Origin of the sequence: Pseudotabrizicola sp. L79, assembly GCF_036553525.1 — a bacterium.
Taxonomy (GTDB): Bacteria; Pseudomonadota; Alphaproteobacteria; order Rhodobacterales; family Rhodobacteraceae; genus Pseudotabrizicola.
In genome coordinates, this window is the sequence record NZ_JAZHDA010000053.1 from 266,256 (window position 1) to 284,584 (window position 18,329).

20 protein-coding genes are annotated in these 18,329 nt (G+C 62.6%); 10 read left to right on the forward strand and 10 right to left on the reverse strand.

Annotated elements, in window-relative coordinates; translation table 11 throughout:
* Positions 1-216: 216 nt before the first annotated feature.
* Entirely contained in the window at positions 217-1,431 is a 1,215-nt protein-coding gene (locus V3C85_RS16240) for a M24 family metallopeptidase (RefSeq protein WP_331796415.1), read from the forward strand.
* A gap of 66 nt (positions 1,432-1,497) precedes the next feature.
* Here the strand turns inward: V3C85_RS16240 and V3C85_RS16245 are convergent, their stop codons facing one another.
* Both V3C85_RS16245 and V3C85_RS16250 read right to left on the reverse strand, forming a co-directional pair.
* Positions 1,498-2,190: a L,D-transpeptidase gene (locus V3C85_RS16245; protein ID WP_331796416.1), complete on the reverse strand. Its 693-nt coding sequence runs from the start codon at positions 2,188-2,190 to the stop codon at positions 1,498-1,500.
* A 38-nt stretch (positions 2,191-2,228) separates the two neighbouring features.
* A complete protein-coding gene (locus V3C85_RS16250) occupies positions 2,229-2,552 on the reverse strand; it encodes a hypothetical protein (protein ID WP_331796417.1) in 324 nt (107 codons plus the stop codon).
* 299 nt (positions 2,553-2,851) lie between these two features.
* Here V3C85_RS16250 and V3C85_RS16255 point away from each other — a divergent pair, with 299 nt between their 5' ends.
* The gene (locus V3C85_RS16255; RefSeq protein WP_331796418.1) at positions 2,852-3,673 is read left to right on the forward strand and encodes a L,D-transpeptidase; all 822 of its coding nucleotides are present in this window, start codon (positions 2,852-2,854) and stop codon (positions 3,671-3,673) included.
* 83 nt (positions 3,674-3,756) lie between these two features.
* Positions 3,757-4,665 (forward strand): DMT family transporter, encoded by a 909-nt coding sequence (locus tag V3C85_RS16260; RefSeq protein ID WP_331796420.1) that lies wholly within the window; start codon positions 3,757-3,759, stop codon positions 4,663-4,665.
* Here the strand turns inward: V3C85_RS16260 and V3C85_RS16265 are convergent.
* Entirely contained in the window at positions 4,647-4,988 is a 342-nt protein-coding gene (locus V3C85_RS16265) for a cupin domain-containing protein (protein ID WP_331796422.1), read from the reverse strand. The two genes, V3C85_RS16260 and V3C85_RS16265, sit on opposite strands and share 19 nt — an antisense overlap.
* Positions 4,989-5,145: 157 nt before the next feature.
* Between V3C85_RS16265 and panB the strand changes: the two genes are divergently transcribed.
* The 3 genes from panB to V3C85_RS16280 all read left to right on the forward strand — a co-directional run bounded on the left by panB (position 5,146) and on the right by V3C85_RS16280 (position 7,258).
* Positions 5,146-5,982 carry a 3-methyl-2-oxobutanoate hydroxymethyltransferase gene (gene panB, locus V3C85_RS16270; RefSeq protein ID WP_331796423.1) on the forward strand — a complete coding sequence of 279 codons (837 nt, stop codon included), beginning with the start codon at positions 5,146-5,148 and terminating at the stop codon, positions 5,980-5,982.
* Positions 5,979-6,824: a pantoate--beta-alanine ligase gene (gene panC, locus V3C85_RS16275; protein WP_331796424.1), complete on the forward strand. Its 846-nt coding sequence runs from the start codon at positions 5,979-5,981 to the stop codon at positions 6,822-6,824. The genes panB and panC overlap by 4 nt, the downstream gene beginning before the upstream one ends.
* Before the next feature lie 68 nt (positions 6,825-6,892).
* Complete coding sequence (locus V3C85_RS16280; protein WP_331796425.1) at positions 6,893-7,258, forward strand: response regulator; 366 nt, start codon at positions 6,893-6,895, stop codon at positions 7,256-7,258.
* 92 nt (positions 7,259-7,350) lie between these two features.
* On the opposite strand, the gene dctP is transcribed toward V3C85_RS16280, so the two are convergent.
* Genes dctP through V3C85_RS16310 form a run of 6 tightly spaced genes read right to left on the reverse strand, consistent with a single transcriptional unit; the run spans position 7,351 to position 12,935 of the window.
* A complete protein-coding gene (dctP, locus tag V3C85_RS16285; protein ID WP_331796426.1) occupies positions 7,351-8,409 on the reverse strand; it encodes a TRAP transporter substrate-binding protein DctP in 1,059 nt (352 codons plus the stop codon).
* Between the two features lie 28 nt (positions 8,410-8,437).
* Entirely contained in the window at positions 8,438-9,727 is a 1,290-nt protein-coding gene (locus V3C85_RS16290) for a TRAP transporter large permease (protein WP_331796815.1), read from the reverse strand.
* Complete coding sequence (locus V3C85_RS16295; protein ID WP_331796427.1) at positions 9,727-10,317, reverse strand: TRAP transporter small permease; 591 nt, start codon at positions 10,315-10,317, stop codon at positions 9,727-9,729. Before V3C85_RS16295 ends, V3C85_RS16290 begins: the two co-directional genes overlap by 1 nt.
* Positions 10,318-10,369: 52 nt before the next feature.
* Positions 10,370-10,867: a flavin reductase family protein gene (locus V3C85_RS16300; protein ID WP_331796429.1), complete on the reverse strand. Its 498-nt coding sequence runs from the start codon at positions 10,865-10,867 to the stop codon at positions 10,370-10,372.
* 17 nt (positions 10,868-10,884) lie between these two features.
* Entirely contained in the window at positions 10,885-11,778 is an 894-nt protein-coding gene (locus tag V3C85_RS16305; RefSeq protein ID WP_331796431.1) for an aldo/keto reductase, read from the reverse strand.
* On the reverse strand, positions 11,778-12,935 hold the full coding sequence (locus V3C85_RS16310; RefSeq protein WP_331796432.1) for an LLM class flavin-dependent oxidoreductase: 1,158 nt from the start codon (positions 12,933-12,935) through the stop codon (positions 11,778-11,780). Before V3C85_RS16310 ends, V3C85_RS16305 begins: the two co-directional genes overlap by 1 nt.
* A 120-nt stretch (positions 12,936-13,055) precedes the next feature.
* On the opposite strand from V3C85_RS16310, the gene V3C85_RS16315 reads away from it, so the two are divergent.
* The 4 genes from V3C85_RS16315 (at position 13,056) to V3C85_RS16330 (ending at position 17,201) form a co-directional block, all read left to right on the forward strand.
* Positions 13,056-13,769 carry a GntR family transcriptional regulator gene (locus V3C85_RS16315; RefSeq protein WP_331796433.1) on the forward strand — a complete coding sequence of 238 codons (714 nt, stop codon included), beginning with the start codon at positions 13,056-13,058 and terminating at the stop codon, positions 13,767-13,769.
* A 7-nt stretch (positions 13,770-13,776) separates the two neighbouring features.
* Positions 13,777-14,886 (forward strand): Gfo/Idh/MocA family protein, encoded by a 1,110-nt coding sequence (locus V3C85_RS16320; protein WP_331796434.1) that lies wholly within the window; start codon positions 13,777-13,779, stop codon positions 14,884-14,886.
* Between the two features lie 71 nt (positions 14,887-14,957).
* Positions 14,958-15,782 (forward strand): aldo/keto reductase, encoded by an 825-nt coding sequence (locus V3C85_RS16325; RefSeq protein ID WP_331796436.1) that lies wholly within the window; start codon positions 14,958-14,960, stop codon positions 15,780-15,782.
* Between the two features lie 174 nt (positions 15,783-15,956).
* Positions 15,957-17,201, forward strand: coding sequence for an MFS transporter (locus V3C85_RS16330; protein ID WP_331796438.1), 1,245 nt, complete (start codon positions 15,957-15,959; stop codon positions 17,199-17,201).
* Here V3C85_RS16330 and V3C85_RS16335 read toward each other — a convergent pair.
* Positions 17,198-18,247, reverse strand: coding sequence for a DUF4424 family protein (locus V3C85_RS16335; RefSeq protein WP_331796439.1), 1,050 nt, complete (start codon positions 18,245-18,247; stop codon positions 17,198-17,200). The genes V3C85_RS16330 and V3C85_RS16335 overlap by 4 nt on opposite strands.
* Positions 18,248-18,329: the final 82 nt, after the last annotated feature.

The following is an 18,329-nucleotide window of genomic DNA, read 5'->3' on the forward strand; positions in this document are numbered from 1 at the left end:
CGACCCTCCGCTCCAGGCCCCCCCCCCACGCACCCCACCGCCCCCATACCCCCTTGCCAGAACCCTCGGCCCGGTGCATCTTGCGGGCCGAGCCGTGGCGATGGCGTCGCCACAGGGAGGAGCCTCCCGACGCTTGCGGTTGTTGCCGCCACCGTCCTGCACGCCGGGACCTTTCGGGGTCTGGCACAGATGACCCCGTGTGAAAGGGTCTGAACCATGACACTTATCCGCCCGGAACAATACCGCTATCACAATGGCGGGCGCAAAGATGCGCTGCCCTTCGCCGATGAGGAATATGCCGACCGTCTGGCCGGTCTGCGCGACATCATGGAGCTGCATTCGCTGGATGCCATCGTGATGACCTCGATGCACAATGTCGCCTATTACTCGGGCTTTCTCTATTGCTCATTCGGGCGGCCCTATGCCTGTGTTGTCACTGCCACCGATTGTGTGACCATCAGCGCCGGCATTGACGCAGGCCAGCCGTGGCGCCGTAGCATCGGCGACAACATCACCTATACCGATTGGAAGCGCGACAATTTCTGGCGGGCGGTGGCCAGCGTCACGGGTGAGGGCAAATCCATCGGGGTCGAGGCTGACCATCTGACGATGGAACGTGCCGAAAAGCTGAACGCTTTCCTTAAGCCCAAGCGTGGCATGGATATTGCCCCCGCCACCATGCAGCAGCGCATGATGAAATCACCCGCCGAGATTGCGCTGATCAAGCATGGGGCGAATGTGGCCGATGTGGGCGGCTATGCGATCCGCGAGGCAATTCGCGAAGGCGTGACCGAGCTGGAAGTCTCGATGGCCGGGCGCGATGCGATGGAGCGCGAGATCGCCAAGCGTTTCCCCGATGCCGAATACCGCGACACCTGGGTCTGGTTCCAGTCGGGGCTGAACACCGACGGCGCGCATAACCCTGTCACCAACCGGGCGCTGAAGCGCGGCGATATTCTCTCGTTGAACTGCTTTCCGATGATCTCGGGCTATTACACCGCGCTGGAACGCACGTTGTTCGTGGGCGAGGTGGACGCCGCCAGCCTGAAGATCTGGGAGGCAAACGTGGCCGCCCATGAATATGGCATGACCCTGCTGAAGCCGGGTGCCAGCTGCGCCGAGGTGACCCACAAGATCAACGATTTCTTTGCCGAGCGTGATCTGCTGCAATACCGCACTTTTGGCTATGGCCACAGCTTTGGCGTGCTGTCGCATTACTATGGCCGCGAGGCCGGGCTAGAGCTGCGCGAGGATATCGACACGGTGCTGGAGCCGGGCATGGTGATCAGCATGGAGCCGATGCTGACCATCGCCGATGGCCAGCCGGGTGCTGGCGGCTATCGTGAGCATGACATTCTGGTCATCACCGAAGACGGCAATGAAAACATCACCGGCTATCCCTATGGGCCGGGATTCAACGTCGTCGGGTAAAGGGTGCCGCAGGATGGGGGCCGGGTTGGCCCCCATCTTGTGCTGGCCCCGCACAGCACGGGGGGGTCAGTAAAGGCCCTTCATCGCCGCGTCGGCGGCGGCTGACAGCACCACGACCTTGGCCCCGTGCGGCGCGCGATCATAAAGATCAATCGCATCCTGATCGAGCAGGCGAATACAGCCAGACGACACCGCCTTGCCCAGATATTCCGGCTCACAGGCCCCATGAATGCGATACAAGGTATCCTGCCCGTTCTGAAACAGATACAGCGCCCGCGCCCCCAGCGGGTTGCCCGGGCCTGGCGGCATACCGCCATTGGCCACCGAATAGGGCGCGAATTCAGGGCGGCGGGCGATCATGGTATCCGGCGCTTTCCACACCGGCCATTTGCGGGCGAATTGCAACCGCGCCGCGCCGGTCCAGGCAAAAGCCTCGGCCCCGGTTCCCGCCCCGTATCGCAGCGCACGGTCGGCGTCTTGCACCAGATACAGAAACCCCGCCAAGGGATTGACGATGATGGTGCCCTGCACCTCTTGGGGAAAGGGGTTGGGCACCTCTTGCCGCCACAAATGCGGGGCAACCACGCCTTCGGGCACGGCGGGCACCGGATAGGGTTCGCCCTGCACCGCGCCATAGCGGGCGGGCAAGGGGGGCCAGTCGGGGGCGGCCTCGGGCAATTCGGCCACGGGTCTGGCCGGGGCGCAGGCCGAAAGCAGCGCAGCCGCCGAAGCAGAGACGAAGTGTCTTCGGGTCAACATGTCATATCCTTTGCAGACTGATCAAACGCGGGGGCGGATCAGTCCAGCCGGGGAGGCGGCAAAGGCACTGCATCGTGCCAGGGGCTGGCAGGTGTGTCGTCATCTTGCGCAGGTGTGATGCCGTCTGGCGGCGTCTTTGTGGTCAGGCCCGCGTCATCTGCAAGAAACTCCAGACTGCAAACCGAGCCGGGCAAGGTGGCGGTGCGGCACCGATGCGGCGCCAGACCCGCCCGCACCAAAGACTGGGCCAAGACGGCAGGCGCGTCGGGCGGCGCCGCCACTTGTGCGGCGCGCACATAGGCCCCCCATGGCAACATCATCACCACAAGCAGCGAGAGTAAACCAAAACGCAACCTTTCCATGCCCCAGCCCTAGCCCAAGCCCCGCCCCCTGTCGAGAAAGCCCCCACACACAAAAGCGCGAGCCTTGGCCGGTTGCAGCCCCCCGGCAAAGCCCACCCCGCGATTGCCCCAAACGGCCAGCCCCCTTGATCCGGGGCCAATTCGCCCCCATCAGCCCCAGCTTTCGCAATCACAGCCCGCCAAAGCCCGGTTTTTGCATCACACACGGCCCCAATGCGCCATCACGACCGCGTTAACGGCTTTTGCCTTGCTGCACCTGCGTGATACCAAGTCGTGATTCTCATTGCCGCAGGTCGTTCATGTTCGTTGCCCAGCTCAGCCGCCGCCGTTTTCTCTCGATGACCGGGCTTGCCGCTCTGTCTGCCTGCGGGCCCGCCCCTTCGGATGTTGCACCCGCGACCCCCGGCCATATGGAAGGCTATGGCCCGATCTTTGACAGCGGCTATGCCTTGCCCGCCATTCCGGCCCAATACACCCAAGGCGTCAATCGGCGCATCACGGGCATCTATCTGGGCGAACAGCCCGTTGGCACCATTGATGTCGATCCCTATGCCAAATTCCTTTACTTCGTGCGCGAGGGGAACGATTCCATCCGCTTTCCGATTGGCGTCGGCCGGGCGGGCAAGGCGTTTTCGGGCAATGGCACCATTCAGCTTAAGCGCAAATGGCCGGGCTGGACCCCCACCCGCAACATGCTGCGCACCGAACCCGAGGTGTATGGCGCCTTTGCCCGTGGCATTCCGGGCGGCCGTCGCAGCCCCTTGGGGGCGCGGGCGCTGTATCTCTACAAAGGGGGGCGCGACACCTATTTCCGTATCCACGGCACCAATGATTGGGAATCGATCGGCAATTCCGGCTCGGCGGGTTGTATCCGCATGTTCAACCAGGATGTGATCGCACTTTATGACATGGTGCCGCTGGGCACGCCTGTTCACGTCCGGTCTGAGGAAGAATCGCTGCGCGTTGACCCCGAGAACTATAACCGCGGCGTCGAGTTGCCTGCCCGCTCGGTTGACCCCGAACGGATCTACAGCGCCGAGGCGATTGCCAATGATCCGCCGCCGGTGTTCGACGACCCGCGCGATGGCCTGCCCGCCGATTCTGGCGACGTGCCGTTGTAAGCTTTTCGACGTAAGCCTTAGACAAAACGGCCCCCCCACAGGGGGCCTTTTCTTTTGGAACATCGGCGGTGATAGTCGCGGCCATGAACACCCCGCGCCCCCTTTGGCTGATTGCCGCCCCTGCCATCTTTCTTGTGCTGTGGTCGGCCGGGTTTGCCATTGCCAAACTGGGGCTGACCCATGCCCAGCCGATCACCCTGCTGGCGCTGCGCTACAGCTTGGTTCTTGCGCTGCTGGCCCCCGTGGCGCTGGTGCTGCGCCCCCCGATGCCAAAGACATGGCGCGCGGTGGCCGATGTCGCACTGGTCGGCTTTTTGATTCAGGTGGTCTATTTCGGGATGGCCTATCTGGCCTTCAAGGCCGGTATGTCGGCGGGGGGCCTTGCCATCATCGTCTGCCTGCAACCCATCCTGATCGCCCTGCTGGCCCCCCGCCTGCTGGGCGAACCGGTGAACCGCAAGGCCTGGGCCGGTCTGGGCCTTGGGCTGGCCGGGGCGCTGATCGTGATCCTGTCGCGCGCCGGGGTGCGGGCGGAACCCATCCTCAGCGTGGTGCTGACCGTGGTGGCGCTGATCGGCATCACCGCAGGCACGTTGTATGAAAAGCGGTTTGGCGTCAGCCATCACCCCGTCACATCGAACCTGATCCAATATGCCGTGGGGGCCGTCTTTACCGTGCCCCTTGCCCTGATGACCGAGGATAACACCCTGATCTGGAACGGCGAATTCATCGCGATCCTGGCCTATCTGGTGATCGGCAATTCCATCCTTGCCATGTCACTGCTGCTGGCCATGATCCGCGCTGGAGAGGTCAGCCGCGTCTCGTCGCTGTTCTACCTTGTGCCAGCCCTGTCTGCCCTTTTCGCCTGGCCCCTGCTGGGCGAGGCGATGCCCGCCCTTGCCTGGCTTGGGCTGGCACTGGCCGGGGCCGGGGTAGCCATGGTCAGCGCCAAGCCCCGTCCCAAGGACCGGGCTCAGGCCCGGATCACATAATCCTTCAGCGTGGTTTCCACCACTTCCCACGTCCCCTCAAACCCCGGACGGATGATCCAGCTGTCCCCGGCCCGCAAATGCGTCACGCTGCCATCGGCGCCGGTCAGGATCGAATGGCCTTGCAGAATATGCACATATTCCCATTCGGCATAGCTGACGCGCCAGATGCCGGGGGTTGATTGCCACATCCCGCAATACAGGCCATCCACCTCCTCCAGGTTCCATGTGGTATGCACGGGGTCGCCGGAAACCACTTTGGCCGGGTCGGGCCGGTCCACCTCGGGCGGGCAGGCATCACGCGTCAGGCGTTCGATCAGGGTCATGCGCATCTCCATCTTTGCGCTGATTGGGCATGGCGCGGGCCGCAGCGTCAAGCCTTGGCAACGTGCCGCGGTGCAGCGCAAAAATCTTGCGCATTGCAGGCGAGTGATGCACTTATGACAGGCAGTTGATGAATCTGCGGTCCAAGGAGACCTGACGATGAGTGCCACCGCCCCCACCCGTCCGGTGCTTCCGCCCGACATCAAGGCCCGCAAAGGCAGCGCCCCGCTTGTGGTGCTGACCGCCTATACCACCCCCGTCGCCCGTCTGGTTGATCCGCATTGCGACGTGGCGCTGGTGGGTGACAGTCTGGGCATGGTGCTGCATGGCCTGCCCTCGACCGTGGGCGTCACGATGGAGATGATGATCCTGCATGGCCGCGCCGTGGTGCGCGGCCTGTCCAAAGCCATGGCGGTGATCGACATGCCCTTTGGCAGCTATGAAGAAAGCCCCCAGCAGGCCTATCGCAACGCCGCCCGCCTGATGGCCGAAACCGGCGCCCCCGCCGTCAAGCTGGAAGGCGGCGTGACCATGGCCGAAACCATCGCATTCCTGACCGCGCGCGGCGTGCCGGTGATGGCCCATATCGGCCTGACCCCACAGTCGGTGAACACCTTGGGCGGCTACAAGGTGGTGGGCCGCGCCGATGAGGCCGACAAGGTCATGGCCGATGCGCGCGCCTGCGAGGCAGCCGGGGCCTTTTCCATCGTCCTGGAAAAGGTGCCTCAGGGCCTTGCCGGGCAGATCACGCAGGCGCTGACCATCCCCACCATCGGCATCGGCGCGGGCGTCGATTGCGACGGTCAGGTGCTGGTGGTTGACGATATGCTGGGCCTGTTCACCGATTTCCGTCCGAAATTCGTGAAACGCTATGCCGATCTGGGCAAACAGGCCGATCAGGCCATTGCCACCTATGCCGCCGAAGTGCGCGCCCGCAGCTTTCCAGCCGCCGAACATGCCTTTCCTGATGTCCTTCCCGCAAAGGCGAAATCGTGACCCTTCCCCTGATTTTGCGCAGCGTCGCCGACCTGCGCCAGCATGTGCGTGCGTGGAAATCTGCCGGGCAGACGGTGGGCGTTGTGCCAACCATGGGCGCGCTGCATGACGGGCACCTCAGCCTTGCCCGCGCCGCGCGGGCCGAATGTGACCGGGTGATCACCACCATTTTTGTGAACCCCAAACAGTTCAACAACCCCGAAGATCTGAAACACTATCCCCGCAGCGAAGAGGCCGATGCCGCGCTGCTGGCCACGGTGCCGGTGGATGTGATCTTTGCCCCCCAGCCAGAGGAGGTTTACCCCGACGGCTTTGCCACCACCGTTTCGGTCAGCGGCGTTTCTGAACCGCTGGAAGGCCGGATGCGCCCCGGCCATTTCGATGGCGTCGCCACCGTGGTGACCAAGCTGTTTGGCATGACAATGGCCGACCGGGGCTATTTCGGCCAGAAAGACTGGCAGCAATTGCAGGTCGTGCTGCGTCTTGTGCGCGATCTGAACCTGCCGGTGCATATCGTCGGCTGCGAAACCATCCGCGAGGATGATGGCCTTGCCATGTCGTCGCGCAACCTGCGCCTGACAGCCGCGGGCCGGGCCAAGGCCCCGGTGCTGTATGCCGCGGTCACCGCCGCCGCCGCCGATATCCGCGCCGGGCAATCTGATCGCATGGCCATCCGCGAGGCGGCCGAGGCCATCCGCGCAGCCGGCTTTGACCGCGTCGAATATATCGAATTGCGCGATGCCGAAACGCTGATGCCATCAGACGATCCGACCCGCCCCCGGCGGATGCTGGCCGCTGCGTGGTTAGATGGTGTTCGACTGATCGACAACATTCCGGTCTGATTCCCGCCGTCTTCTCGCCGATTTCCTTGCCCAATATGCAGCTTAGGCGTGTACGGGGGTAAAGGTGAATGCGTATTCTGATTGCTGACGGCCAGCCGCCGCTTCCCCAAGGCTTTGCCACCGCCTTGCAAATTGATCAGATCGACATGCTGGCGGCAGATGGGTTTGCCGCGGCACTGGATATGGCCCGCCAGAACGGCCCCTTTGATCTGCTGCTGCTTGATCTATCCCTGCCCGAGATGGCGGATTTGGCCGGGCTGAAACAGGCCGTTGCCCAATTCCCCGATCTGCGGATCGCGCTGATGGCCGAAACGATCCCGTCGGGGCTGGTGGAACAGGCGGTCGGGCTGGGGGCAGTGGGTTGCCTGCCCAAACTGGTGGCGCTTAAATCCCTTGTCCATGCCATCCGCTTCATGGCCAGCCCCAAGGTCTAGGCCCAAGGTCCGGGCCCAGGATCTGGCCCCCTCGGCCATCAAAAAACCGCCCAGGGTTTCCCCCGGGCGGTTCTGGCAGATCGGTCAGACGATCAGTTCAGATCAGCCGCACGTTCGGCCGCAATCTTGGCCTCGGCATCGGCAGCGGCCTTCATAAAGGCGTCCAGCACTTCTGGCCCGCCCTTCACATTGCCTTTGAACCAGTCAAACACCGGGGCAACCGCTTCCTTGAACGCGGCCTTTTCCGCCGCTGTCGGCACATAGATCTCGCCACCCGCAGCCTTGAAATCGGCATAGGCCTGAATTTCCTTGCGCTTGGGGCTGGCAAAAGTTGCCTGTTGCAGCGCGGCCATGCCATCCAGCACAACACGCTTTTGATCGTCGGTCATGCCCATGAAGCGGTCGTTGTTCATCCACCAGAAGGCGCCCATATAGCTGTGCCCATCCAGCGTGATATATTTCACGCCTGCATCGGTGAACTTCATCGACATGATGTCGGTGATGCCGTTTGCCGTGCCCTCTACCACACCGGTTTGCAGGCTGGTGAACAGTTCCGGCCACGGAATCGGCGTGGGCGAGGCCCCCAGCGTGGTGGCCAGCGTCTGCGGCAGATCAGCCGGCACCGTGCGCATCTTCATGCCCGCCAGATCGCCCGGGGTGGCAATGCGCTTTTTCGTGTTGGCATAGTTGCGCCAGCCACCGGTGTTGCCAATCGCCATCAGACGAATGGTGTTGCCGCTGTCGGCCAGGGCCATGCCGCGCATCATGCGGGTAAAGTCACCGGTCAGCACTTCTTCGGCCACACGGTCATCGCTCATCAGATAGGGCAGGTCCAGCACCTGCACATAGGGGAACAGACCTGCCGCCCCGCCACTGGTCGAGATATAGATATCAATCGTGCCATCCGACACGCCCGCCATGCATTCATCGGGCTTGCCGCACAATTGCGTGCCCATGAAAATCTCGACGCCGATCGCCCCGTTCGAGGCGTTTTCGACATAGTTCTTGAACACGACCAGACCGTCATAGTCTTCGTCATTTTCATTCGAATTGGCCGTGGCCCGCAGCATGATGTCTTGCGCCATCGCCGTTCCGGCCGTGCCCGCCAAAGCCGTCGCCAGCACCAGCGACTTCAGGGTTTTCTTCAGCATTTAGGTTCCTCCCTTTGGTATCTGAAGTTTATTGGATGAACCCGAACAGACGCGGAATGGTCAGCGTCAGCGCGGGGAAATAGGTCAGCAAAAAGATCACCGCCACTTCAACCAGAAGAAACGGCATCGCAGCACGGGCCACGGTTTCCACCCGCAGCCCCGAGACGGATGAGGTGACAAACAGCACCAGCCCCATCGGCGGGGTCAACAGACCCACCGTCAGGTTCACCGCCATGATGATGGCAAAATGAACCGAATTCACCCCCAGTTCCACAAAGATCGGCCCCAGAATTGGCCCCAGAATGATGATCGCCGGGCCCGCATCCAGAAACATCCCCACGATGAACAGCAGGATGTTGATCAAAAACAGCAGGATATAGGGGTTATCAGACAACGACAGGATGAAATCGGCCAGTATTTCGGGCGTGTGGGCAAGGCTTGCCACCGTCTTGAAGGCCATCGCCGCCCCCACCAGCAACAGAACCACAGCCGAGGTGATGCCCGACCGGATCAGAATATCGGGCAGGTCGCTGAATTTCAGCGTGCGCATCACGAACAGCCCGATGATCAGCGAATATCCCACGGCAATGGCCGCGGCCTCGGTCGGGGTGAAGATGCCGCCCAGAATACCGCCCAGAATGATCACCGGCGTCATCAGCGGCCAGATCGCCCGCAGACTGGCCGTGCCCCTCTCGCCCCAGGTGGCACGCTTGGTCGCGGCCGGCAGATCATACTTGTCGGCCATCAGCCAGATCATGATCATCAGCGAAATCCCGATCAGCGCCCCCGGCACGATCCCCGCCAGAAACAGCGCCGCCACAGACTCGCCCATGACATAGGCGTAAATGATCATGATGCCTGACGGCGGAATGATCGGCCCGATGATCGAACTGGCCGCCGTGATCGCCGCCGCAAAGCGCCGGGTATAGCCCTGCTTTTCCATCGCCGGAATCAGCATCGACCCCAGGGCCGAGACATCCGCCACGGCCGAGCCGGACAGCCCCGCAAACAGCATCGACGACAGCACATTCACATGCGCCAACCCGCCCCGCAAATGGCCCATCATCGCCTGACTGAACTCCACCAGCCGCAGGGTGATGTTGGACTTGTTCATCACCTCGCCCGCCATCATGAAGAAAGGAATCGCCATCAGCGGAAAGCTGTCCATCCCGTTATAGACATTGCGATACAGCAGCGTGATGTCGCGCTCTTGCCCGTTCATCCACAGCAAGATGCCGGGGGCGGCGATCAGGCCGAAAAACACCGGCAGGCCCAGAAACAGAAACACCATGAACAGCGGCAGGAAAAAGCTCAGCATCATTCCGCTCCCAGGCTGACAGCATCGGCAATCTCGGGCAGGCGATCATGCCCCCCCATCAGGCTGACAAGGTTGCGCAACATCAACTCGACGCAGACGGCAATCAGCAAGATCAGCCCGACCAGCATGCCCGCCATCTGTGCGGCCCGTGGCACCTTGGTCCAGACCGACAGATCCAAGGTGGCCGGATAGCGCAGCGCATCCATTTCAAAGCGCCCGCCGATCCCCGTCACCTCACTCCAGGAAATGCCGATACCCACCCACAACACCACCAGACACAGGCCCAGCAAGATCAGGGACAGAACCGACGCCGCCCGCACCGGCAGCAACCGCACGAACAACTCGATCGACACGAACCCGCCACGCCGAAAGGCCGTGGCCGCCATCAGCCCGGTGGCCCAGATCATCAGAAAGCGCGCGGCCTCTTCGGGCCAGGGAAGGGCGTTGTTCAGCACATAGCGCCAGAACACCTGCACCAGAATGATCACCACCATCAGCGCCATGCACAGGGCCCCAAGGCCCCGGCCCAGCGTCAGAACGGCGGCATTCACCTGCCCCAAGGCCCGCGTCAGGCCCAGCACTGCACCCATTGGTGCCTCCTCCCTCTGCCCCCTCTCCCAAGGGGGATGACGCCAGGGCCCCTCAGGCCCCCGGCACAAACCGTCCGTATTGCCCTTGCGAGAACACCAGCGGTGCGCCCTCGCGATGCGCGGCCCGCAACACCCGGCCCACAACGATCAGGTGATCGCCTCCCTCGTGGGTCGCATGTTGCACACAATCGAACCGTGCCAAGGCGCCGTGAATCACCGGCACGCCTTCGGGGTTGATCTCATGGCTCAGCCCGTGAAATCCCTGCCCGCCCCGGTTGAAACGGGTCAGCCAGTCGGCATGATCCTGATCCAGAACATGAATCGCATAATGCTGTGCCCCCGCAAAATGGGCAAAGCGGGTCGAGGATTTGGCCGGCGACCACAAAACCAGTGCCGGGTCCAGCGACACGGCGGCAAAGCTGTTGGCCGTAAACCCCATCGCACCCTCGGGGCCCGCAATCGTGACCACGGTCACGCCGGTTGCAAACCGCCCCAAAGCATCGCGAAACGCCCGCGCATTGCCCTCTGGGGTAAACACCATCTCTGTCATAGCCGCTCCATCTGCCATTACGGCACTTCATGCCCAAGGGCACAAGTGTAGAGCTCGAACCACGTCTGACGATCCATCTCGACCTTCATCGCGTCAGAAATCCGGCCAATGCGTTCAAGGCTGTTGGTGCCCATCACCGGCAAGATCCGCGCCGGATGCCGCAGCAGCCAGGCCACAGCCACCGCCGACCAATCCACCCCCTGCTCGGCCCCCACACGGTGCAGCGCCTCGCGCAGCGGGGCTTGCGCGCCCGACAACAGGCTACCCCCCGCCAGCGGGCTCCAGGCCATCAGGGGAAGGCCGCGCTCTTGGTGAAAGGCGATATCGCCATTGGTAAAGGGCGCATTGCAGGTCAGCGAGATTTCGATCTGGTTCGTCACCAGCCGGGTCTGCATGGCCGATTGCAACAGCGTGAAATCCCATGGCCGGAAATTCGACACCCCCACCGACCGCACCTTGCCACTGGCCACCAGCGCATCAAGACAGGCCCCGGTTTCGCAGGCATCCATCAGCGGATCGGGGCGATGCACCAGCAACAGATCAATCCGGTCGGTGCCCATGTCGCGCAGACTTGTCTCGACACTGGCGGTGATATGGGCGGCACTGGTGTCATAATACTTGACCCGCGCCGCCGCATGGCGGCCCACCGGGGCCACGATATCGCATTTGGTGACAATCTCGATCTGGTCGCGCAGGGCGGGGGCGGCCTTCAACGCCTCGCCCAGCAGGGCCTCGGCGGTATAGCCACCGTAGATGTCGGCCTGATCCATCGTGGTGATGCCTTGGGCAAGGCAAGCCTCGACCTTGGCCTGCACATGGGCTGCCGATGTCACCTCGTCATCTCCCAGACGCCACATGCCATACACCAGGCGCGACAGGGCAATACCGGGGGCGATCTCGATTTTCTGCATCAGCGACGAACTCCATTTCCAAGCGGGGTGGCGGGCGTTTGCGCAGGCACCCGGCCATAAGCATGTGGCAGCGAACAGGTCTTCAGCTGCGGCAGCACCTTGGTGCCAAAGTGATCGGCCTCATCCAGATGCGGATAGCCCGAGAAGATAAAGGCACGGATGCCCATCTTGCGATACTCTTCGATCTGGCTCAGCACCTGATCGGTGCTGCCCACCAGCGCCGCCCCACAGCCCGACCGCGCCCGGCCCACGCCTGTCCACAGGTTTGGCTCGGTATAGCCGAACTTGTCAGCCAGTTCCCGTGCCCGCGCCTGATGCGCAACACCCAGACTGATGCTGTCATGCGCCCGGCTGCGGATCAACGTGCCATATTCATCATCCAGCTTGCTGGCGATGTGGTCTGCATATTCCCGCGCCTCGGCCTCGGTGTCGCGCACAATCATATGCACGCGCAGCCCATAATCCAGCGTGCGGCCATGGGCCGCCGCGCGGGCATGCACATCACGCATCCGCTGCGCCAGCATATCCTTGGTTTCGGGCCACATCAGGTAAACGTCGCATTGCGCCCCGCACAACTCCAGCGCATCGGGGGAATAGCCGCCAAAATACAGCAGCGGCCCGCCGTTTTGCTGATAGGGCTTGGCCGGGTCGGCGCTGACCTTGGAAATCTTGTAGATCTCGCCATCATATTCAATCTCGTCCCGCGTCCAGGCCTGACGCAGGATCTCGACCACCTCATGGCTGCGCTTGTAACGATAGGCGCTGTCGGCCACCTCGCCCGGAAAATCCGACGAAATCACGTTCAGCGTCAGCCGGCCCTTCAGCATATGGTCCAGCGTCGCAACCGTGCGCGCCAACATCACCGGCTGCACTTCGCCGCACCGGATCGCGGCCAGAAAGTTGATCTTTTCGGTGATCGGCGCACAGCCCGCCACGAAAGACAACGTATCCTGCCCCACCTGATAGCTGGACGGGCACAGAATATTGCGAAACCCATGGCCTTCGGCTGCCTTCACAATGCTGGAACAATGTTCCCAGCTTGACCGCAGATTGCCATCCGGCACGCCCAGAAAGGCGTAATCATCCGAACACAAGGCGGCAAACCAGCTGACCTCAGACGCATCCAGATCGGCCGAGGTGACGGGCACCACAGTCATGAACTTCCTCCCATATCCACCCCGTTCGGGGCCATAAATCCCTTGGCTGGGACTCATCTTTTGTCTTGCGTAACATCGGGCAAAATGTAAATCAATCCTATATCAATTCATGGAACGCGAATGTCGAACGCGAAGTCCCAGCCCGGCGCCCTGCCGCTTTATCTGCAGATCAGCGAATTGCTGATCCGTGATATCGCCTCTGGCCGCCTGATCGACGGCTCTCGGCTTGCGCCAGAGCGTGAGATGGCCGCCGAATTGGGCATTGCTGTCGGCACCCTGCGGCAGGCGCTGAAAGTGCTGGCCGACAAGGGGCTGCTGGAAAGCATTCAGGGCAGCGGCAATTACATCCGCGCCAAATCCGACCCCGCCTCGGTTTACGCCCTGCTGCGGATTGAGCTTTTGTCGGGCGGCGGCCTGCCAACGGCCCGCGTTCTGTCGGTTGATCGGCTGCCCAAAGACCCGGCCCTGCCCGCCTTTGGCCAGTCAGATCATGGCCACCGCATCCACCGCCTGCGCTTTCTGTCGGGCGTTCCCGCCGCCGTCGAAGAAATCTGGCTTGATGGCACACAGGCCGACCGGATCGATCCCAAAGACCTGTCGGAATCGCTCTATCTCTACTACCGCCAACGGCTTAACCTGTGGATCGGCCGCGCCGAAGATCGTGTGGGCCTTGGCCACCTGCCCGACTGGGCGCCCCCCGAATTTCCCCATGCCCCCGGCACCACCCTGCCCCTGATCACCCGCGTGACCTGGGCGCAGGATGGCCGCTCGGTCGAGGCGTCCTTCACCTGGTATGACCCCGAAAAAGTGGCCTATGTGGCCCGCTTGAAATGAGAACATCATGAAACTGAACTACGGCATCATCGGTTGCGGCATGATGGGGCAGGAACATCTGCGCAACATCGCCCTGTTGGAAAACGCCAGCGTCGCTGCGATCTTTGAACCCGATCCCGCCATGCGCGCCCAGGCCGCCGCTCTGGCCCCCGGTGCCGCCATGGCACACAGCCTGGCCGAGGTGGTGCGCCACCCGGATGTGAACGTGCTGATGATCGTCAGCCCGAATTTCCTGCATCTGGCCCAGCTTGAAGAAATCGCCGCCATTCGCCCGCTGCCCATCCTGTGCGAAAAGCCGCTGTTCACCGATCCGGCCGATGCCCCCCGCCTTGCCGCCCTGCGCAGCGCCTATCCCGCGCCGATCTGGGTGGCGATGGAATACCGCTACATGCCCCCCGTCGCCCATCTGATCCAGCACGCGGCCGAGGCCACGGGCGGCATCAAGATGCTGACCATCCGCGAACACCGCTTTCCCTTCCTTGAAAAGGTCGGCGACTGGAACCGCTTTAACCGCAACTCGGGCGGCACTCTGGTTGAAAAATGCTGCCATTTCTTTGATCTGATGCGCCTGATTGCCGGCTGCAACCCGGTGCGCATCATGGCCAGTGCCGGGCAATCGGTGAACCATCTCGATGAACGCTATAACGGCGAAACCCCCGACATCTGGGACAATGCCTATGTGATCGTCGATTTCGAAAGCGGCCTGCGCGCCATGCTGGAACTGTGCATGTTCGCCGAAGGCGCCCGCTATCAGGAAGAGATTTCCGCCACCGGCCCCTTGGGCAAGATCGAATGCCTTGTGCCCGGCCCCGGCCGGTTCTGGCCCGCGCATCTGGGTGAACCCCCGGTGCCCAAAGTCATCGTCAGCCCCCGCAACCCCAAAGGCCCGCGCGAACTGGATGTGCCGGTCGATCCGACGCTTTTGGCGGCAGGCGATCATAATGGATCAACCTTTTACCAACATCAGGGCTTTGCCCGCGCCGCACGCGGCACGCAGGCCCCCGAGGTCAGCCTGACCGATGGCTGGTGGGCGGTTGCCATGGGCATGGCCGCACAGGAAAGCGCCAGCACCGGGCAAGCCGTTGACATGACCCGCGCCCCCTACGCCCCGCGCTGATCTGGCGTCCTTTTCGCTTGCATCGCGCGCCCGCGCATGGTCGATCTGCACCACCAGCGAAAAGGCAGACGATGACCCGGCTAAGACTGAACGATGGCAACCGCATTCCGAAACTGGGCCTTGGTCTGTGGCAGATCCCCGCAGACACGGCGTCACAGGCCGTTTCGGGGGCCATCGCACGCGGCTACCGCTTGTTTGACGGGGCCGCGATGTATGGCAACGAACAGGGTCTGGGCGATGGTATCCGCGCGGGCATGCAGGCAGGCGAACTGGCCCGCGATCAGCTGTTCGTGACCACCAAGATCTGGAACGATGCCCAAGGCCATGACGCCACCCTGCGCGCGTTTGAAGCCTGTGAGGCGCGCTTGGGCCTTTTGCCCGATCTGGTGCTGATCCACTGGCCCTGCCCGGCCAGGGGGCTTTACGTCGAAACATGGCGCGCCCTGATTCGGCTGCGGGACGAAGGTCGGGTGCGCTCGGTCGGCGTGTCGAATTTTCTGCCCGATCATCTGGAACGCATCATCGGCGAAACGGGCGTGACGCCGGTGCTGAACCAGATCGAGTTGCACCCCCGCCTGCAACAGGCCGAGTTGCGCGCCCTGCATGATCGTCTGGGCATCGTCACCCAAAGCTGGAAACCGCTGGGCGGCGGGGCCTGCTTTGCCGATCCGGTTGTTGCCGCCATCACCGCCCGCAGCGGCAAGACCCCGGCGCAGGTGATCTTGCGCTGGCACCTGCAACTGGGCTGTTCGGCCATCCCCCGCTCGGCCCGCGCCGAAGGGCAGGCCGAAAACATCGACCTGTTCGATTTCGAACTGACCGAGGCCGAGATGCAGGCCATGGCGGGCCTTGAGACAGGCGGGCGCCTTGGCCCTGATCCGGTCAGCTTCGCCTGATCTGCGCCTTTGCCCTGTGGTCACAGCTGTGACCACAGATGTGGCACGCAAAAACCACGGCTTCCCCACGGCAAAACCACGGCCGGGCGGCACCACGATTGTGCCGGGCACAACTTTGCATTTGACCGCACAAGGTGCGCGGCCCAAAGTCCGCCGCCCAAGCAGGAGCGCCCGATGACACATGCCGAAAAAGCCCCGCTGATCACCCCGGTTCTGATCGCCGGTTGCGTGATCTTGATGCTGGGCTTTGCCATCAGGGCCAGCTTTGGCGTGTTCCAGATCCCGATCGCGTCAGAATTCGGCTGGGCGCGGGCCGAATTTTCCTTGGCCATCGCCATTCAAAACCTTGCATGGGGCATCGGACAGCCGCTTTTCGGTGCGATGGCCGAGAAATTCGGCGACCGCAAAGCCATTGTCGCAGGGGCGCTGACCTATGCCGCAGGGCTGGTGCTGTCGTCCTTTGCCGTGACACCGGGGCAACACCAACTGCTTGAAATACTTGTAGGATTCGGCATCGCCGGCACTGGCTTTGGCGTTGTGCTGGCCGTGGTTGGCCGCGCGGCCGCGCCGGAACATCGCTCGCTGACCCTTGGCATCGCCACCGCCGCAGGCTCGGCCGGTCAGGTCATCGGCGCCCCCACGGCCGAGGTCTTGCTACAATCCTATGACTGGCAACAGGTCTTCGTGATCTTTGCCGTGGTCATCCTTGGCGCGCTCTTTGCCCTGCCCTTCATCCGCTCTCCGAAAGTGGCGTCGAAACAAGAGCTTGAGGAAAGCATGGGGCAAGTGCTGGTCCGCGCCTTCAAGGATCCGTCCTATACGATGATCTTTCTGGGCTTCTTTTCCTGCGGCTATCAACTCGCCTTTATCACGGCCCATTTCCCGGCCTTTGTCACCGAACTTTGCGGCCCCATCGACCCCGCAGGCTTGCTGGCCGGCATGGGCATCACCACCACATCCGCCCTTGGCGCCGTTGCCATTGCGGTGATCGGGCTGGCCAATATCATCGGCACGGTAACGGCCGGGTATCTGGGCAAGAAATACACCAAAAAGTATTTGCTGGCAGGCATTTACACAGGCCGCACCATCGCCGCCGCGGCCTTTATCCTGCTGCCGATCACGCCGGAATCGGTGCTGATCTTCTCGGCGGTGATGGGGGCCTTGTGGCTGGCCACCGTGCCGTTGACCAGCGGCCTTGTCGCGCATCTGTATGGGCTGCGCTACATGGGCACGCTTTACGGCTTTGTGTTTCTGTCGCACCAGATCGGCGGCTTTCTGGGCGTCTGGCTGGGTGGCAAAATGTATGACATCACAGGCGATTACACCCTTGTCTGGTGGATCGGCGTGGGCGTCGGGGCCTTTTCGGCCATCGTTCATCTGCCCGTTCGCGAACACCGGTCAACGGCACTGGCCACCTAGTCGCCCAAGGGCTGCACCACCAGGATCGCCAGATCATCCTGGGGCGTAAAATTCTGTTTTTCCATCACAAAAGTGGTGGGCCCGGTCTTCTTGATCCCGCTGGCGCAAAGGGAAATCACGTTATCGACCGATCCCTTGTCCAACGTCAGCTGAAACCGGCCAATCGGCCCGGCCCAACTGTTGGCGGTGCGCAGCACATAGGCGATGTTCCACGCCATGCCCGTGACGTAATCCTCGCCGCTTGACGCGCTGCCCTTCAGCCGTTTCATGATCGCGGCCGAGGTGCCGGCATCAATGCAATACTGCGCCGTCACCTGCTGCAACCAGTCGTCCGACGGCGGATCGCGCCAGACGAAAATCCCCCCGGAAGGACGGTTTTCATAGCTGTGCGAAATCCGCAGATCCGCCCCGGCGGGAAAGGTCTGGGTCCAGTGATGGCGCAGCACGATTGACCAGTTCGGCACGATTTCGTCGCCCCCCGACCCATCGCCATAAACCTCGATCGCCCCCGCCCCAAGCAAAGCCGCGCGCCCCTTGGCCGACACCTGCCCAAGCCGTTCCACCACCAGATCAACATCCAGAGACAGTGGAATATCAAGGCTTTGCAGCAATGCCGTCACATCCTGCCCCGGCGTGTCATATTGCTCTGACAGCGGGCGATCCTCGCTCCATGGCGGCTCGACCACGGCCAGCCGGTCGATCTGAAAGGGCACGGGCTGGCCCTCGACTGTCACGGAAAAGCCGACCAGATTTTCGCGCGATCTGTCTTCGGGCAGGTTCCAGTCTGACATCATCATGGCCCCCAGCGAGATGGGCGGCAGCGGAAAGATAACCTCACCGGTCACATCCTGGGCCGAGGTGTTGCGGAACAGGTAATCAACCGAAATGCGGTCGATGCCGATGAACAGATCTTCTTCTACCATCGCAACCGCATTGGTCTGACCAAAGGTCAATCCAGTGGCGCTGATCCCGCCAAAGCCGTCATTCGCCTGCGCCATGCCAGCCAGAACGGCGCACAGACCCAATCCCTGCAAGATCGCGCGCATGATACCCCCCATCGCGGTTTCTGCCCTGATCAGGCGCCGTTTTCAGGGCTTGCGCAAGCGCTTGATTTCCATACCTTGGCGC

Excerpts from the sequence above, each read along its gene's own strand:
- V3C85_RS16320 (WP_331796434.1), top strand. The coding sequence starts at position 13,777 with ATGAAACTGAACTACGGCATCATCGGTTGCGGCATGATGGGGCAGGAA.
- V3C85_RS16305 (WP_331796431.1), bottom strand. The coding sequence starts at position 11,778 with ATGCAGAAAATCGAGATCGCCCCCGGTATTGCCCTGTCGCGCCTGGTG.
- V3C85_RS16255 (WP_331796418.1), top strand. The coding sequence starts at position 2,852 with ATGTTCGTTGCCCAGCTCAGCCGCCGCCGTTTTCTCTCGATGACCGGG.
- V3C85_RS16240 (WP_331796415.1), top strand. The coding sequence starts at position 217 with ATGACACTTATCCGCCCGGAACAATACCGCTATCACAATGGCGGGCGC.
- dctP (WP_331796426.1), bottom strand. The coding sequence starts at position 8,409 with ATGCTGAAGAAAACCCTGAAGTCGCTGGTGCTGGCGACGGCTTTGGCG.
- V3C85_RS16300 (WP_331796429.1), bottom strand. The coding sequence starts at position 10,867 with ATGACAGAGATGGTGTTTACCCCAGAGGGCAATGCGCGGGCGTTTCGC.
- panB (WP_331796423.1), top strand. The coding sequence starts at position 5,146 with ATGAGTGCCACCGCCCCCACCCGTCCGGTGCTTCCGCCCGACATCAAG.
- V3C85_RS16315 (WP_331796433.1), top strand. The coding sequence starts at position 13,056 with ATGTCGAACGCGAAGTCCCAGCCCGGCGCCCTGCCGCTTTATCTGCAG.
- V3C85_RS16295 (WP_331796427.1), bottom strand. The coding sequence starts at position 10,317 with ATGGGTGCAGTGCTGGGCCTGACGCGGGCCTTGGGGCAGGTGAATGCC.
- V3C85_RS16260 (WP_331796420.1), top strand. The coding sequence starts at position 3,757 with ATGAACACCCCGCGCCCCCTTTGGCTGATTGCCGCCCCTGCCATCTTT.
- V3C85_RS16245 (WP_331796416.1), bottom strand. The coding sequence starts at position 2,190 with ATGTTGACCCGAAGACACTTCGTCTCTGCTTCGGCGGCTGCGCTGCTT.
- V3C85_RS16265 (WP_331796422.1), bottom strand. The coding sequence starts at position 4,988 with ATGACCCTGATCGAACGCCTGACGCGTGATGCCTGCCCGCCCGAGGTG.
- V3C85_RS16325 (WP_331796436.1), top strand. The coding sequence starts at position 14,958 with ATGACCCGGCTAAGACTGAACGATGGCAACCGCATTCCGAAACTGGGC.
- V3C85_RS16330 (WP_331796438.1), top strand. The coding sequence starts at position 15,957 with ATGACACATGCCGAAAAAGCCCCGCTGATCACCCCGGTTCTGATCGCC.
- V3C85_RS16250 (WP_331796417.1), bottom strand. The coding sequence starts at position 2,552 with ATGGAAAGGTTGCGTTTTGGTTTACTCTCGCTGCTTGTGGTGATGATG.
- V3C85_RS16335 (WP_331796439.1), bottom strand. The coding sequence starts at position 18,247 with ATGCGCGCGATCTTGCAGGGATTGGGTCTGTGCGCCGTTCTGGCTGGC.
- V3C85_RS16310 (WP_331796432.1), bottom strand. The coding sequence starts at position 12,935 with ATGACTGTGGTGCCCGTCACCTCGGCCGATCTGGATGCGTCTGAGGTC.
- V3C85_RS16280 (WP_331796425.1), top strand. The coding sequence starts at position 6,893 with ATGCGTATTCTGATTGCTGACGGCCAGCCGCCGCTTCCCCAAGGCTTT.
- V3C85_RS16290 (WP_331796815.1), bottom strand. The coding sequence starts at position 9,727 with ATGCTGAGCTTTTTCCTGCCGCTGTTCATGGTGTTTCTGTTTCTGGGC.